General features: G+C 69.5%; 15 protein-coding genes. 6 read left to right on the top strand and 9 right to left on the bottom strand.

From position 1 onward, the window contains the following. The 3 genes from F0U63_RS01140 to F0U63_RS01130 all read right to left on the bottom strand — a co-directional run bounded on the left by F0U63_RS01140 (position 1) and on the right by F0U63_RS01130 (position 3,511). The gene (locus F0U63_RS01140; RefSeq protein WP_395842796.1) at positions 1–1,266 is read right to left on the bottom strand and encodes a serpin family protein; all 1,266 of its coding nucleotides are present in this window, start codon (positions 1,264–1,266) and stop codon (positions 1–3) included. 25 nt (positions 1,267–1,291) lie between these two features. Continuing rightward, on the bottom strand, positions 1,292–2,551 hold the full coding sequence (locus F0U63_RS01135) for a serpin family protein (protein WP_395842794.1): 1,260 nt from the start codon (positions 2,549–2,551) through the stop codon (positions 1,292–1,294). A gap of 192 nt (positions 2,552–2,743) precedes the next feature. After that, positions 2,744–3,511 carry an RNase H family protein gene (locus tag F0U63_RS01130; RefSeq protein WP_395842792.1) on the bottom strand — a complete coding sequence of 256 codons (768 nt, stop codon included), beginning with the start codon at positions 3,509–3,511 and terminating at the stop codon, positions 2,744–2,746. Between the two features lie 200 nt (positions 3,512–3,711). On the opposite strand from F0U63_RS01130, the gene F0U63_RS01125 reads away from it, so the two are divergent. Both F0U63_RS01125 and F0U63_RS01120 read left to right on the top strand, forming a co-directional pair. Beyond that, a complete protein-coding gene (locus F0U63_RS01125; protein ID WP_395842790.1) occupies positions 3,712–4,134 on the top strand; it encodes a hypothetical protein in 423 nt (140 codons plus the stop codon). A 159-nt stretch (positions 4,135–4,293) separates the two neighbouring features. After that, entirely contained in the window at positions 4,294–5,355 is a 1,062-nt protein-coding gene (locus F0U63_RS01120; RefSeq protein ID WP_395842788.1) for an ADP-ribosylglycohydrolase family protein, read from the top strand. A gap of 56 nt (positions 5,356–5,411) precedes the next feature. Here the strand turns inward: F0U63_RS01120 and F0U63_RS01115 are convergent, their stop codons facing one another. Continuing rightward, positions 5,412–5,849: a hypothetical protein gene (locus tag F0U63_RS01115; RefSeq protein ID WP_395842786.1), complete on the bottom strand. Its 438-nt coding sequence runs from the start codon at positions 5,847–5,849 to the stop codon at positions 5,412–5,414. Positions 5,850–6,032: 183 nt separating this feature from the next. Continuing rightward, positions 6,033–6,962 (bottom strand): pirin family protein, encoded by a 930-nt coding sequence (locus F0U63_RS01110; protein WP_395842784.1) that lies wholly within the window; start codon positions 6,960–6,962, stop codon positions 6,033–6,035. Positions 6,963–7,179: 217 nt separating this feature from the next. Here F0U63_RS01110 and F0U63_RS01105 point away from each other — a divergent pair, with 217 nt between their 5' ends. Next, entirely contained in the window at positions 7,180–7,593 is a 414-nt protein-coding gene (locus F0U63_RS01105) for an OsmC family protein (protein WP_395842782.1), read from the top strand. Here the strand turns inward: F0U63_RS01105 and F0U63_RS01100 are convergent. From F0U63_RS01100 to F0U63_RS01090, 3 genes are all read right to left on the bottom strand, one after another. Next, positions 7,562–8,110, bottom strand: coding sequence for a PTS sugar transporter subunit IIA (locus tag F0U63_RS01100; protein WP_395842780.1), 549 nt, complete (start codon positions 8,108–8,110; stop codon positions 7,562–7,564). The two genes, F0U63_RS01105 and F0U63_RS01100, sit on opposite strands and share 32 nt — an antisense overlap. Before the next feature lie 256 nt (positions 8,111–8,366). Next, positions 8,367–8,888: a DUF6232 family protein gene (locus F0U63_RS01095; protein ID WP_395842778.1), complete on the bottom strand. Its 522-nt coding sequence runs from the start codon at positions 8,886–8,888 to the stop codon at positions 8,367–8,369. After that, complete coding sequence (locus F0U63_RS01090; RefSeq protein ID WP_232537290.1) at positions 8,885–9,244, bottom strand: DNA-binding response regulator; 360 nt, start codon at positions 9,242–9,244, stop codon at positions 8,885–8,887. The genes F0U63_RS01095 and F0U63_RS01090 overlap by 4 nt, the downstream gene beginning before the upstream one ends. 328 nt (positions 9,245–9,572) lie before the next feature. On the opposite strand from F0U63_RS01090, the gene F0U63_RS01085 reads away from it, so the two are divergent. Beyond that, entirely contained in the window at positions 9,573–11,546 is a 1,974-nt protein-coding gene (locus F0U63_RS01085; protein WP_395842775.1) for a potassium transporter Kup, read from the top strand. 10 nt (positions 11,547–11,556) lie between these two features. On the opposite strand, the gene F0U63_RS01080 is transcribed toward F0U63_RS01085, so the two are convergent. Next, positions 11,557–12,903: an FG-GAP repeat domain-containing protein gene (locus tag F0U63_RS01080; RefSeq protein ID WP_395842774.1), complete on the bottom strand. Its 1,347-nt coding sequence runs from the start codon at positions 12,901–12,903 to the stop codon at positions 11,557–11,559. A 260-nt stretch (positions 12,904–13,163) separates the two neighbouring features. Between F0U63_RS01080 and F0U63_RS01075 the strand changes: the two genes are divergently transcribed. Continuing rightward, the gene (locus tag F0U63_RS01075; protein ID WP_395842772.1) at positions 13,164–13,715 is read left to right on the top strand and encodes a hypothetical protein; all 552 of its coding nucleotides are present in this window, start codon (positions 13,164–13,166) and stop codon (positions 13,713–13,715) included. A gap of 2 nt (positions 13,716–13,717) precedes the next feature. Then, on the top strand, positions 13,718–14,458 hold the full coding sequence (locus F0U63_RS01070; RefSeq protein WP_395842771.1) for a hypothetical protein: 741 nt from the start codon (positions 13,718–13,720) through the stop codon (positions 14,456–14,458). Positions 14,459–14,460: the final 2 nt, after the last annotated feature.

The raw sequence follows: 14,460 nt of genomic DNA, 5'->3' as shown, positions 1-14,460 counted from the left end.
TCAGGGGTTCACGAAGCGCCCGAGGAAGAGCACGCTCTTCGTCTCCACGTCCTCGATGAGGAAGAGGAAGGGGCGGTCCACGATGAACGGCGGGGGCGCGGACGTCGGCCCCACGCCGACCACGGTGGCGGCGGCCGCCTCGGTGCCCTGCTCTTTCACGGCGATGAAGGCCTGGTGTTGCGCGACCGAGAGGCGGAAGTCCGCCTGTTGGATCATTCCCGACAGGTCGGCGCGCTCCGTGAAGGCGTCCACCATGCCGAGCGCCTTCAGCGCTTCGTCGAGGGAGAACGCCTGCTTCATCTCGAACCTGGGGAACTCGAGGGCGATGGAACTGTCGCTCAGTCCCGCCCGGACGCCCTCCAGGAAGTCCGCCGACAGCCGCGACTCGACCTGCTCGAACCGTCCCGCCTCGGGAACGATGACGAGCATGCGGAAGGCCTTGCCCACATACGGGAGCGCGAAGGCCGTGAAGTCCTCGCTGTCGAGGAACGGGACCGAGACCGAGGCGCTCATCATCGGGACCTGCCGCGTGTCGCCCCCCAGCGTGTGGAACGGGGCCTCATAGGTTCCCGCCTCGTTGAAGGGCTGCTGCCACGCTCCCTTGAAATAGAGCGCGTTGGCGAGCAGCAGGCGCGTGGCGGGAGTCACCGCGTCGACCGGGAGCAAGTCCTCGATGCGCCCCATGGTCTGCTTCTCGACCCAGGTGTTGATGTCGTCGCGGATGGACTTGGACTTCGTGGTGAAGTCCACCGCGTACATCCCCGTGCCGTAGTCCTGAGCGAGCACGTCGAGGAAGGAAGGCTCGAACGTGAGCCCCTTCTGGCCCCAGGCGGCGTTCACCAGACGGAGCGTGGGCGGTGAGCCTCTGCCCTTCACCGGGGCGTCGGCGCGGGAGTGGAGCGCCAGATTCAGCGCGTTCACGGCCGGGTGGAGCCGCTCCTGCGGCAGGGTGAAGTGGAGCGCCTGGGCCATCTGCGACTCGGTGTCGCCGCGCGCCCCCGTGTACACCATGGCGAACGCCTGACTGATGCTGAAGGGCGAGAAGAGCAGGTTGTCCCCCGGCTTGGAGATCCGCCGGTACAGCGAGGCGGCGAAGTCGGTGTTGCCGGAGACGAGCGCCGCGAGGTCCTCGGCCGGGACGTCGGGCTTCGTCACCCGTGTCTTCTCCGAGGCGATGCGTTCTCCGGGGGGCTCGTCCGAGGCGCAACCCGCGAGTCCCAGCGTGGCGATGAGTGAGGGAATCAACCAACGGCGAAGTGATGTCATGTCTTGTTTCTCCAAGCGGGTGCGGTCAGGGATTCACGAGGCGGCCGAGGAAGAGCACGCTCTTCGTCTCCACGTCCTCGATGAGGAAGAGGAAGGGACGGTCCACGACGAACGGAGGGGGCGCGGACTCCCTGACGATGACGACCGCGGTGGCGGCGGCCGCCTCGGTGCCCCGCTCGTCCACGGAGATGAAGGCCTGGTGTTGCGCGGCCGAGATCAGCAGTTGATCCTGCCGGCTCACTCCGGACAGGTCGGCGCGATCCGAGAAGGCGTCCACCATGCCGAGCGCCTTCAGCGCGTCGGCGAGGGGGGTGGCCTGCGTCACCTTGAACTTGGGCAACCCGAGGGCGATATGGCTGCTTCGCAGTCCCGCCCGGACGCTGTCCAGGAAGTCCGCCGACAGCCGTGACTCGACTTCAGCGAACCGGCCCTCGTGGGGAACGATGACGAGCATGCGGAAGGCCTGCCCCTTGTACGGGATGGCGACGGCATCGAAGTCCTCGCCGTTCAGCAAGGGAGCCGTGATCGGGCCGTGCATCATGGAAACCTGCCGCGTGCCGCCCTCCAGCGTGTGGAACGGGGCCTCGCGGGTTTTCGCGAAGGACTCCTGCCAGTCCCCCTTGAAATAGAGCGCGTTGGCGAGCACCAGGCGCGTGTCGGGGGTCACGATGTCGGCCGGGAGCAGGTCCTGGATGCGGCCCTGCGTCTGCCCCTCGACCCAGGTATTGATGTCGTCGCGGATGGACCTGGGCTTCGTGATGAAGTCCACCGCGTACATGCCCGTGCCGTAGTGCTGCGCGAGCACGTCGAGGAAGGGCGACTCGAACGCGTACCCCTGCTGACCCCAGGCGGCGTTCACCACGCGCAACGTGGGCGGCGAGCCTCCGCCCTTCACCTTGGCCTTGGCACGGGCCTGGAGCGCCAGATTCAGCGCGTTCACGGCGGGGTGGAGCCGCTCCTGCGGCAGGGTGAAGTGGAGCGCCTGGGCCATCTGCGACTCGGTGTCGCCGCGCGCCCCCGCGTACACCATGGCGAACGCATGACTGATGCTGAAGGGCGAGAAGAGCAGGTTGTCCCCCGGCTTGGAGATCCGCCGGTACAGCGAGGCGGCGAAGTCGGTGTTGCCGGAGACGAGCGCCGCGAAGTCCTCGGCCGGGACGTTGGGCTTCGTCACCCGCGCCTTGTCCGAGGCGATGCGCTCTCCCGGCGGCGCGGCCGAGGAGCAGCCCGCGAGTCCCAGCGTGGCGATGAGTGAGGGAATCAACCAACGGCGAAGCGAAGTCATGTCTTGTGCCCCCAAGGCGTATTCGCGCGCCGGTAGAGCAAGGAGCGTGCGCGGGGCGGAAATGAGAGACTTCAAGGACTTGGCGAACCGCTGGCGGAGGGAGCCTCGGATTTTCGAGCACAGGATGTTGAGGCGGGCCCGTCCACCCGGCCTGGAATTCCCGGGCCCGCCCCTCACCAAGGCCGAGCGGGCTCAGTCCTCCGACTGGACGTCCTGGAGCGAGAAGCCCCACTCCTCGAGCACCTTCACCTCGTCCTGCGCGCTGCGTGTCTTCTTGAAGCGGGCGCCCGGCACGCCCTTCACCCGGCGCTCGCACGCGGCCCAGGTCGCGTGCCGCTTCACGCTGCGGCCCACCTCGCTCAGATAGGAGTATGCCTTGGCCGAGGAGCCCTCGCGCTGCCGGGGCTTCTCCTCGGGCAGGGAGGTGTCCTCGGGCACCTGGAACACGTCCACGCCGTAGCCCGACAGCGGGCCCACGTAGAGCTTCACGCTCCGGCCCTTGGAGTAGGCGACGGCGATCTCATCCACCCGCTCGTTGCCCGGCACGCCCGCGTGCCCCCGCACGTAGCGCCACTCCACGGCGGCGGCCTCGGGGGGGAAGGCCTGCTTGCGCTCGGCCAGGAGCGCCATGAGCCGCTTCCAGTAGACGGCGTTGGCCACGTCACCGCCCTCGGCTGTCTTCCACCCGCGCCGGCTCCACCCGAACGCCCAGCGGGTGATGCCCTGAATCACGTAGGTGGAGTCCGTGTGGATGAGCAGCGGCCCCGGCGTGCGCTCCAGGTGGCGCAGCGCCTTGCCCACCGCCGTCAGCTCCATGCGGTTGTTGGTGGTCTCCGGCTCGTGGCCCCCCAGCTCCGTCACCTCGCCCGCGGACGTGACGATGATGGTTCCCCAGCCTCCCGGGCCGGGATTGCCGGAACATGCACCATCAGCGAAGACCAGGGTGGGACGGCTCTCCATACCGGCACCCTATGCCGCCCGGCCTCCCACCGCCAGGACGGCGAACACCGGCGCGCGGGGGCGTGGTGAAGCGAGACACCATCTCCCGGCCTCCACCCATTTGAACACATACGTCACGGCGGTGAAAACATGTTCACAGGGAGATACGTTTGTCTTAAACTCCCCACGGCCGGATTCCGGCCATGACGAAAGGAAATGAGATGACCAGGTCGCTCTTGTCTGTTTTTGCGGTCGCGTTGCTGGCAACGGGTTGTGGTCAGCCGTCCGAGGAGATCCTCACGACGGGCACGCAGTCGAAGAACAACGAGGTGGCGGTCGAGGGGGGCCAGGAGGAGGGCCGCGTGTCGGCGATGGCGCTGTGTGGTACCGGCCTCTACTGTTCCGCGAGCGCCGCGAATGGCGCCACGGGGTGTCAGCAGTACACGGGCGGGCCGACCATCTACTGCTGCCCGAGCGGCTATGGGCTCATCAATGGCTCGTGCGTGCCGCCCTGCGGGACCGGCCTGTTCTGCGGCTGGAACTACGTCTCGGGCTCCAATGTCTGCGTCCAGAACCCGAGCAACACGACCGCCATCTACTGCTGCCCGTACGGCAAGAACTACACCAGCACCGGCTGCATCTAGCCCGCGGACGACAGGGTGTCCGAGCAGCGGCCGAGCGGCTCGGACATCCTGTCTCCTGGCGGCTCCACGCGGCGCCTCGCCGAGCGGCGGGACGGCGGTGGGCCCCGAGCACAGGCCTTGCACACGGTGAGGGGTGGACTCCGTGCGGAGGCAAGACACATGAAGCAGGACGCCATCCTGGGCGCGCTCCTGGGAACAGTGGTGGGAGACGCGCTCGGGCTGCCGCGCGAGGGACTGTCCCGGCGGCGTGCGCTGCGCATGTTCGGCGGAGCGCCGCTGCGTCACCGCTTCTTCCTCGGCCGGGGCGTGGGCAGTGATGACACGGAACACGCCTGCATGGTGGCGCAGGCCCTGCTCGCCGCGTCCGACTCCCCCGAGCACTTCGCCCGGAACCTCGCCTGGAGGCTACGGGGCTGGCTGCTGGGACTGCCGGCCGGGGTGGGCTGGGCCACGCTGCGCGCCACGGTGAAGCTGTGGCTCGGCTTTCCACCGGGCCGCAGCGGGGTGGTGTCCGCGGGCAATGGCCCGGCCATGCGCGCGCCACTGCTGGGCGTGTGTCTCGCGGAGCACCCGGAGCGGCTGGAGGCCTTCGTCCGGGCCTCGAGCCGGATGACCCACCGGGATGCCCGCGCCGAGCAGGGCGCGCTGGCCGTGGCGCTGGCGGCGGCCCATGGCGCCCGGCGGGGCGGCGTGGACGCGGAGGAGATGATGCGCGAGTGGGCGGCCCGCATCGACGAGCCCTCGTTGCGCGAGGCCCTCGTCCGGCTGCGCGCGGCCTGGGAGCGGGGCGCGAGCGTGCCGGAGTTCGCCGCGGAGCTGGGGCTCGCCGAAGGGGTGAGTGGCTATGTGATGCACACCGTGCCGGTGGTGCTCTACGCCTGGCTGCGTCATGGCACGGACTTCCAGCGGGCGGTGGAAGAGGTCATCCTGCTCGGCGGCGACAGCGACACCACGGGCGCCATCGTCGGTGCACTGGCGGGCGCGACCACGGGCGCGGGGAGCATTCCTCCGGAATGGCTCGAGGGCCTCGCCGAGTGGCCCCGCTCGGTGGGGTGGCTGCGACGGCTCGGGGAGCGGCTCGCGGCCCGGTACTCGGGACCGGGAGAGCTCGCGGCGCCGGGTGCCCTGCCCCTCTTCTGGCCGGCGCTCCTGCCGCGCAACCTGCTCGTGCTCGGCCTCGTGCTGGGGCATGGATTCCGGCGGCTGTTGCCTCCCTACTGAGCCCGAGCCCGGACTCCGCCGCCCCAGGCACGGGCCCGAGGCGGCAGCCGCGCTTCCTACTGCTTGACGAGCTGACCACCCGGCTGGGCCGTCAGCGTGATGTTCTGGCCCCAGCCGGTGGGGAAGGTCGCGGTGGCGTAGACGGAGCCCCCCGCGGTGGTCGTGCGGCAATTCCAGCCACTCCCAGTACAGGCGTTCAACCCCAGCCCGTCATTGAAGAAGCTCGACCACGAAAGGACCGTGGACTGCCCCGCGCCGACCGTCGTCGTGGTCATGTTGACGGTGAAGGAGAGTCCATAGGGCTTGGGGCAGGCACAGCTGAACGTGAGCGCCTGCGTCGTGCTGTTCGTGAGCGTCCACTTCGTCGGGTAGCTGGCGAGCTCACGCTGGGACTCGGAGGTCTCCTCCGTCCCGGCCACCTCTTCCGCCGACATCCCACAGGCGGTGAGCGCGAGTCCCGACAGCATCCCGATGAGCAGTCCATTCATCCGCATTCGTTGCATTCCTCCCGTTATGGGGCTCGGGAATTCAAGCCCACCCCCAATTATCAGGAATCCTGGGCTGTCGGACTTGTTCCAGAGGCCGCGCGATGAATGTCTTTTCTGTCCGTGATCAGCCAGACAACAAGCGTGCTCCTCTCTCTTTTCGAGAAATCGAAAAGGCACCTGATGGAACACTCACGGATAGCGCACGGGCGCGGGCGGCTCCGAGGGCAGCGGGATGAACTCCGTCTCCTCGGGGACGGCGGCGAAGCGGCGCTCGCGCCAGTCCGCCTTGGCCTGCTCCAGCCGCTCCTTCGAGCTGGAGACGAAGTTCCAGAAGATGTAGCGCGGACCGTCCATCGGCTCGCCCCCCAGCACCGCCATGCGCGTCGCGCGGGTGGCTCGCACGACGAACTCGCTGCCCGGACGCAGCACGAGCAGTTCGCCCACGCCGAACTCGGTGCCGTCCACCTCCACCGCGCCCTCGGCGAGGTAGAGCCCCCGCTCCTCGTGCTCGGCCGGGATGACGAAGCGCGCCCCCTTCTCCAGTGCCACGTCCGCGTAGAACATGTCCGAGAAGGTCTTCACCGGCGAGCGCTTGCCATGCAGCGCTCCGGCGAGCACGTGCATGCGCACGCCCTCACCCTCGAGGAAGGGCATCGTCTCGGCGGGGTGGTGGATGAAGGTGGGCGCCGTCTCCTCGTGGGCCTTGGGCAGCGCCACCCACGCCTGGAGCCCGAAGAGCTTGCCGCCCGTGGCGCGCGTCTGCGGCGCCGTGCGCTCGGAGTGCACGATGCCCCGGCCCGCCGTCATCCAGTTCACCGCCCCCGCGTGGATGGACTGCACCGTGCCCAGGCTGTCCCGGTGCAGGATGGAGCCCTCGAAGAGGTAGGTGACCGTGGCCAGGCCGATGTGCGGGTGCGGCCGCACGTCCAGCCCCTTGCCCGCCTCGAACAGCGCCGGCCCCATCTGGTCCAGGAAGATGAAGGGGCCCACCATCCGGCGCCTCGCCGAGGGCAGCGCCCGCCGCACCTCGAAGCCATCCCCCAGGTCCTTCGTCGGGGCGACGATCAACGTCTCCAGCGCGGGGTGCGACTTGAGTTCCATCGTGTCTTGGCTGTTCATGGACGGCTCCCTGGAGTCCTCGGACTCGCGAGCGGCGTGTTCCCCGCTGTTCGATGGACACATCCTGGGGGCTCGGGCCCTTTCGCACTAGCCGATGACCACGGGAAGCGTCGTCCCACCCATGGAACAGTGCTTCCAGGCCGTTCCCGCTAATCGCCGGCGCCGTCCCCCGCTAGTTTGTCCCGGGTCAACCCCTCCCACCCCAGGACGACTTCCCATGGCCATCCAGAGTCAGACCGAGCAGAGCGGCGCGTTCCGTCAGGTCCTCCATGCTGGCACCCACACCCTCCACGCCGACACCCCGACCACTCCCGGCGGCGAGGCTTCCGCCCCCAGTCCCCATGACTACTTCGATGCCTCGCTCGCCTCGTGCAAGGCCCTGACGGCCATGTGGTACGCGAAGAAGTACGGCATGGCCCTGGAGCGCGTGGAGACCGTCGTCGAGCGCGACGACTCGCGCGAGCGTCAGGGCACCTATGTGCTCAACGTGAAGCTCGCCTTCCACGGCGCCCTCTCCCCGGAGGAGAAGCAGAAGCTCCACGACGCCGTCGCGCGCTGCCCCATCCACAAGCTCATGACCTCGACCACCATCGAGGTCGTCACGGCACCGCTCGATCCGGCCGGCACCTGAGCGCAGGCGGCGAGAGGCTCGCCGGCGGGTGGAGACCCTGCCGGGCGTGCTGGGCGGACAGGTAGGCGTCCTCCGCCCGGACGAACAGCGAGCGGATGGCCCCGGCCGAGGGCGTCTCCAGCACCGCTCGGCGCAGGTGCTCATCCCGGAGCAGCGCCGCGATGCGGGTGAGCAGGCCCAGGTGCAGGCCCGCGGCCTTCTCCGGCGACACGAGCGTCACCAGCAGCCGCACGGGCCGCCCGTCCCGGGCGCCGAAGTCCACGCCCGCCGGGTGCACGGCGACACACACCGTGGTGCGCTTCAGCCCCTCCACCCGGCAGTGGGGAATGGCCACCCCCTCGCCAATCGCCGTGCTGCAGATGCGCTCGCGCACCGCGAGCCGCTCCTCGATGTCGCGCACCGGCGCGTGGGCATGCGCCGAGAGGGTCCGGGCCAGCTCATGCAACACGCCGTGCTGATCCCTCGCCCACAACGCGGGAAGGATGCCGCCTTCTGGCAGGTGATCCGTGAATCGCATCGCACATTCCCCCTCACGGCGCGGCGGCGAATCGCTCGCGCCTGGAGAGTGCGCCTCGCACCGCGGGCCGCGGCGGCCGTCGCCCTCTCTCCGCACATGCTCGAAACGGGGCCGTGCATCGGCAAGCCCCTCGCCGCCAAGAAGCACGCCCTCCCCGGCGCTGGTGTCGGGTGGCGCACCAGAGCGCCTCGGCGAGACCCCTCCCCGGGGGACACTCCACGCGCCGCCCACCCGACATCTCCTCGGGGTGCCCGCGTCAGCGCACGAGGACGAGCCGGCGCACCGGGGCCGGGCGCGGGGGCTCGGCACGCTCGAGCTTCTCGCCCAGCTCGCGCACCACCCGCGCGAGCAGCTGATGATCCTGTCCGCACCACACCTGGCGCTCCCCCTCGGCGGTGCGCACCAGCAGCCGGTAGGTGTCCGCGGCGGCCACCACCCGGGCGATGGCGGCGAAGACGAGCAGCGTGGCCACCACCAGCGCGGCCGTCACCCGGAACGAGCCCGGCTGCAACAGCAGTCCCGGCACCAGCAGCGCCGCGCTTCCCCCCACCCCGAGCGGCAGCCACAGCCCCGGGGACTCACGCCGCGTGCCGAAGCCGCGCAGTTCCTCCAGCCGCCACGAGCGGCCCTCCACCTCCAGCCGCTCGCTGGTGAGCCGCAAGCCCTCGCCCTCCACCAGCACCCGCTCGCCCGAGGGCGTCACGGCGGGGGGAGGCGAGGAGACCAACCGCAACACGGGCCGTGCCCGCGCTCCCTGCCCGGATTCATGCCGCCTCATCGTGCCTCCCCGCCCCAGCCGCCCGGAGCATTTGACAGGCCCACCTCGCGCAGCAGCCGCTTGAGCGCCTCCAGCGGCGTGCCCAGCGCGTAACAACTCCGGGCGCCCAGGCGCATCGCCAGGCACCGCAACCGCTCGTCCTCGAACGGCAACAGCACGATGACGGGCGCCGCTCCCGACACCTCCCGCAGCACCCCGCGCACGCTGTCCTCGCGCTCCACCAGCGCGAGCACCACGTCCGGACGCGCCCCCCCGCCGTCCTCCTCCAACGGAATGCCCATGTCCCCCAACACGTCGCTCAACAGTGAGCGCAGGGACTCGTCCGCGCCGTGCAACCGCACCGTCCTTGGCAGCACGCCCTCCATCCGCTCACCTCCCGCCCGTCATGACGCGGACGGCCACCGGAATGACGCGACAAGGCAAGACACAAGACATGGACGCGCGGTCTCCTCGGCTCCTGGCTTCAGCAAGCCACATGCCCGGGCCGCGCCTCTCTCGGAGGACGCCCCCCGCCCCCACTGGAGCGTGGCAAGGTGCCAGGGTGCCCTGGCGGATTTCCACTGGCGCCGCCCCATGCCCCGCGTCCGCCAGGCGACGGCGCGCCGCGTCGCTCCACCCCCATCGTCCAGGGATGGAACGGTGGCGCGCCTGAGACGCCCGGCGTGCTTGCCCCACGCCACGCCGATGAGCACGCTCGAAGCCGTGGGAGACCAGCGAGAGGAGCCCCCCCGAGGGGCCACGGGCGCCAGGCGCGCTCTTCCCACGAGGCGGGGGCCTTCCCGCCTGGGACAGACGCACCGCGAGCCCCAGGGGCTGGCGCTGCTCACCCTGACCGCCCTGGGCGTGGTGTTCGGCGACCTGGGGACGAGCCCCCTCTACGCGCTCCAGGAGAGCTTCCACGGACCACATGCGGTGCAGGTGACGTCCGGCAACATCCTCGGGGTGCTGTCGCTCATCATCTGGTCGCTGCTGCTGGTGGTGTGCGTGAAGTACCTCACGCTCCTGTTGCGCCTGGACAACGAGGGCGAGGGCGGCATCCTCGCGCTGGTGGCGATGCTGCGGCCGGCGCGCTCGCGCGGGGGGCGCGCGGTGCTGGTGGGGCTCGGGCTGTTCGGCGCGGCGCTCCTGTATGGGGATGGCGTCATCACCCCGTCCATCTCGGTGCTCTCGGCGGTGGAGGGGCTGAAGGTGGCCACCCCCGTCTTCGAGCCCTACGTGGTGCCGCTCACGGTGCTCATCCTCCTGGCGCTCTTCTTCGTGCAGCCCTGGGGCCCGGGGCGGGTGGGCGTGGTGTTCGGGCCCATCGTGGCGCTGTGGTTCCTGAGCATCGGGGCCTTCGGGGCCTGGGGCGTGCTGCGCGCCCCCGAGGTGCTCGCCGCCTTCAATCCCTGGCACGCGGTGCGCTTCTTCCAGGAGTCGGGCTGGCATGGCTTCCGGGTGCTCGGCTCCGTCATCCTGTGCCTCACCGGCGCCGAGGCGCTCTACGCGGACATGGGCCACTTCGGCCGGCGGCCCATCCGGCTCGCGTGGTTCTCGCTCGTGCTGCCCGCGCTCCTGTTGAGCTACCTCTCCCAGGGCGCCTTCCTCCTGCACCACCCCGAGGCCGCCAGCGCCCCCTTCTACCGCTCGCTGCCCGGCCCGGCGCTCTACCCCATGGTGGTGCTGGCCACGCTGGCCACGGTCGTCGCGTCCCAGGCGCTCATCAGCGCGGTGTTCTCCCTCACCCACCAGGCGAGCCAACTGGGCTACTGCCCGCGGCTGACCCTGCGCCACACGTCTCCGACGCACGAGGGGCAGATCTACCTGCCCGCCATCAACTGGGCGCTGATGACGGCGTGCGTCGCCGTGGTGCTGAGCTTCCGCACCTCCCAGTCGCTCGCCTCGGCCTACGGGCTGGCGGTGTCGGGCACCATGCTCATCACCACGTTCCTCTTCGGCTCGGTGGCCCGGCGGCGCTGGCACTGGCCGCCATGGGCGCTCGGGCTCGTGGTGGCTGGCTTCCTCATCGTGGATGCCTCCTTCCTGGGCGCCAACCTGCTGAAGATCGCCGAGGGCGGCTGGCTGCCGCTGGTGATGGCCGCGGTCGTCTTCCTGCTGATGGCGGTGTGGCGGAGGGGGCTGGAGTTGCTGTTCGACAAGCGCGACACCCACGCCGTGGAGCTGGAGAAGCTGCTCCAGACGCTCTCGCGCAGCCCCCTGCCCCGGGTGCGCGGCACGGCGGTGTTCCTGACCGGCACCAGACACGGCGCGCCGCCGGTGCTCCTGCACCACCTGGAGCACAACCAGGTGCTGCACGAGCAGGTGGTGCTGCTCACGGTCGTCACCGAGAACGAGGCCTCGGTGGAGCCCTCCGAGCGCGTGAGCTGGCGGTCCCATGGCCAGGGCATCACGCGGGTGACGGCGCGCTACGGCTTCATGGAGCACCCGGACGTGCCGCGGGTGTTGGAGCAGGCACGCCAGCTCGGACTGGAGGCGCTCGCCAATCCGGTGACCTTCTATATCGGGCGGGTGATGCTGAGCGTGCGGCGCGGCCGTGGGGCGCCGCTGTGGGTCAAGCGGCTGTTCCGGTTGATGCTGCGCAACGCGCCGCCCACCACGGACCACTTCCGGCTGCCCGCCCAGCGGGTGATGGAGCTGGGCACGCAGGTGGATTTCTAGCGGGCGGACGTCAGCGGCAGATGCCCCAGAGCAGCTGCACGCCCGAGCCGGTGAGGACGGCCAGGTCGTTGAAGCCATCCTTGTCGAAGTCCGCCGAGGCCAGGGCACGGATGCCCGCCTCCAGGTTGGTGGCGGGCAGGGCCACCTGCGCCGCGAAGCTCCCTCCCGGCTGGCCGAGCAGCACACCCACCTCGTTGCCCAGCGAGCCCACCACCAAGTCGGGCACCGTGTCGCGGTTGACGTCCATGAGCAGCAGGCGCGAGGGCGAGCGGACGGTGGGATAGGAGGCCTGGGCGAAGAAGGAGCCATCTCCCCGCGCGATGAGCACGATCACCTGATTGCGGCGCGAATCGGCGACGATCAAATCCGGCAGGGCATCCCCGTCCAGCCGCGCCGCCACGAGCCCGATCGGCGTGCCACCCGTCTGGGTGATGCGCTGCGCCGCGAAGGTGCCATCGCTCTGGCCCAGCAGCAGGCCCACGGACTCGCACGCCGTGTCTTGCGTCGAGGCGCAGGCGGCCGCGTGGGCGACGGCGAGGTCGGGGCGCCCATCCCCATTGAAGTCCGTGACCACCAGGGCCCGGGGCTCCGGAGGCGCGCGGTAGGAGGTCGCGGTCCCCAGCGAGCCGTCACCGTTCACCGGGAACACGGAGACCTCCTGGGTGCCCGCGTTGATCGCCGCGACGCGCCGGCTCCCGTTCTCCTCCCACACCGTCAGGTCGCGCAGCAGGGGGGCGGACGGCGAGGAGAGGAGCCGCTCGAAGGAGCCATTGCCCAGGCCCCGGTACAGCCCGAGCGTGGAGTTCCCGCTGTTGGTGGTGAGCACATCCAGGGACGAGTTCCCATCGAGCCTCGCGAGCACCATGGACGTGGGCTGCTCGGCGCGCCACAGGCTGGGCGTCTGGAAGAGCCCCTGGCGGCGGTTGAGCAGCACGGCGATCGCCCTGCCACTGGTGTCCGCGGTGACGAGATCCTCGGAGCCATCGTTCTGCAGGTCTCCCACCGCCAGCTCCACCTGATCTCCGCCGAGCACGTAGCGCACCGGGGGCAGGAAGCCGCAGTTGCCCAGACAGACGGCGCCGCCATCCGGACAGGCGCCCTGGCACGACGTGCTGCCCCCCGTGCACGAGGGCTTCGCCTCGAAGGTGCCTCCATCACTGGCCAGCACGAGGCCGCCATCCGCGTCGCCCCCCGGCCCAGGATTGTCAGGGTTGCCAGGGTTGCCAGTTCCTGGATTGTCGCCGATGGGGGGGGGCCGCCGTGGTGGCTCCTCGCACGCCACGGGCAATAGACACAACGCGCCCAACAGCGGCACCAGGAGCAGGGAGGAAAAGGCGGAGTTTCTCGTCGACGACACGCGGGTGACCTCCGGGAAGGGAAGGGCCCGGAATCTAACCTCCCCACGCGCGCTCGCGCTCGCGGCGATGGAGGGTGGACACCTCGATGCCGGGAGTTCCGCTGCGCACGTCTTGTTTTCACCACACTGCGCTGCCAGAGCCGCTCCAGCCGGGTTCCAACGCGTGATGGGACCAAGGCGCACAGGTGGAGTCCTGGCCTCGACAAAGCCGTACAAGGCTCATGGGCTTGACTTCAAAGCGTAGTATAACACGCTCTCCCATGGCGAACATCAGATCCATGTTTATCGTGTTAGTGCTTTGCGGCTGGGCAGGGACCGTGATGGGTGCCCCAACCGTCCCCCGGCTCGTGGCCGGGCAGGTGTTGACGGTAGACTCGATCCGCTCTCAGACCTTGCAACTGCTCGCTCGCGGGCAGGTGTCGGAAGCCATTGAATACTGGGCGCTGGCGACCGGAAAGGACGCTCCCGCGTGGCTGCTGGCCGCCAAGGCGGCCTTCGAAACCAGCAAGCAGATGGCCGGAGCGTGCCAGGGAGTGGCGAAGAATATCCATACGGCGTTCACCCAATTGGGGGGCAAGCCCGAGTTCGTGGAACTCACGACCAAGACGCACTTCATCATGTTCAAGATGCCGGGCGGGAAGGACATGCGACTCACCGAGACGGGCTACCATGTCCTGGTTCGGATGAATGGCCGAGCCTACGACGCGTATACAGGGTCCGCGGGGATGCCCTGGGCTGAGTACATGAGCAGAGCGGGCTCCCGCTTGGAAATCAAACAGACAGTGGTCGATACCATCACGAGGGCGCCCTGATCATGTCTTCCCAGGAGAAGATCGCTGTTCCCCTGCTGGATGTGCTCATGACCCTCCGCGAGGACATGACAGCTCGCGGCCGAGGACCCTATCAATACATCGGCATGCCCGATGTGGAGCACGTGACAGGCTTCATCGTGGGTTACAGCGAAGGCCTTGACAACCTCGAAGTCGAAGTGGGGACGGATGCATTGTTCAGGGATTGGTTGCGCGACGTCAAGAAGGCTCTGCCCGGCCAGGGTTGGGCGGCGGCCTATCTGGCGGAGTTCCAGGGCGACCAGGAACGGGCCCTCCGCAAGTACCTGGACTTCGTCGCCGAGTTCCGTGCCCTTCCACCTCAATCCCTGGCAACCCTTCGCTGGCTCTATCAGGGCCCGCATCCCGCGCTCCGGACGCCCTCCTGGACGTTCTCGCGCCCGCCCCCGACCACGTTGGATGTCTTGCTGAACATCCGCCAGGAGGTGGGTACGGTGCCGGGGCGTCTGGGAATGTTCATCGGCACCATCGACGTGAGGCGGATGGCGGGCTTCGTGGATGGCTACCGGTTGTGCCTTGCCCTCGCGGGCGCACGGGATGAGGAATATCCTCGCTTCGAGCGTTGGCTGCACGAGGAGAAGTCCCTCCCTGCGGGTCAGGAGTGGCCTCGGCTCTTCCTCCAGGCGTGCCAGGGAGACGATGAGCAGGCCATCCACCGGCTGCTCGGGTTCGCGGCGGAGTTCCGCTCCGCGCGGCCCCATTCCTAGAC

The organism is Cystobacter fuscus, assembly GCF_044360685.1.
In the GTDB taxonomy this organism is placed as follows: domain Bacteria; phylum Myxococcota; class Myxococcia; order Myxococcales; family Myxococcaceae; genus Cystobacter; species Cystobacter fuscus_C.
The sequence above is the reverse complement of the archived record's forward strand: the minus strand, read 5'-3'. Positions and strand labels throughout refer to the sequence as shown.

What these genes read in the sequence shown, in the direction of transcription:
- F0U63_RS01105 (WP_395842782.1), top strand. Translation starts at nt 7,180, where the DNA reads ATGGCCATCCAGAGTCAGACCGAGCAGAGCGGCGCGTTCCGTCAGGTC.
- F0U63_RS01070 (WP_395842771.1), top strand. Translation starts at nt 13,718, where the DNA reads ATGTCTTCCCAGGAGAAGATCGCTGTTCCCCTGCTGGATGTGCTCATG.
- F0U63_RS01075 (WP_395842772.1), top strand. Translation starts at nt 13,164, where the DNA reads ATGGCGAACATCAGATCCATGTTTATCGTGTTAGTGCTTTGCGGCTGG.
- F0U63_RS01140 (WP_395842796.1), bottom strand. Translation starts at nt 1,266, where the DNA reads ATGACATCACTTCGCCGTTGGTTGATTCCCTCACTCATCGCCACGCTG.
- F0U63_RS01135 (WP_395842794.1), bottom strand. Translation starts at nt 2,551, where the DNA reads ATGACTTCGCTTCGCCGTTGGTTGATTCCCTCACTCATCGCCACGCTG.
- F0U63_RS01110 (WP_395842784.1), bottom strand. Translation starts at nt 6,962, where the DNA reads ATGAACAGCCAAGACACGATGGAACTCAAGTCGCACCCCGCGCTGGAG.
- F0U63_RS01085 (WP_395842775.1), top strand. Translation starts at nt 9,573, where the DNA reads ATGAGCACGCTCGAAGCCGTGGGAGACCAGCGAGAGGAGCCCCCCCGA.
- F0U63_RS01095 (WP_395842778.1), bottom strand. Translation starts at nt 8,888, where the DNA reads ATGAGGCGGCATGAATCCGGGCAGGGAGCGCGGGCACGGCCCGTGTTG.
- F0U63_RS01115 (WP_395842786.1), bottom strand. Translation starts at nt 5,849, where the DNA reads ATGCGGATGAATGGACTGCTCATCGGGATGCTGTCGGGACTCGCGCTC.
- F0U63_RS01100 (WP_395842780.1), bottom strand. Translation starts at nt 8,110, where the DNA reads ATGCGATTCACGGATCACCTGCCAGAAGGCGGCATCCTTCCCGCGTTG.
- F0U63_RS01120 (WP_395842788.1), top strand. Translation starts at nt 4,294, where the DNA reads ATGAAGCAGGACGCCATCCTGGGCGCGCTCCTGGGAACAGTGGTGGGA.
- F0U63_RS01130 (WP_395842792.1), bottom strand. Translation starts at nt 3,511, where the DNA reads ATGGAGAGCCGTCCCACCCTGGTCTTCGCTGATGGTGCATGTTCCGGC.
- F0U63_RS01125 (WP_395842790.1), top strand. Translation starts at nt 3,712, where the DNA reads ATGACCAGGTCGCTCTTGTCTGTTTTTGCGGTCGCGTTGCTGGCAACG.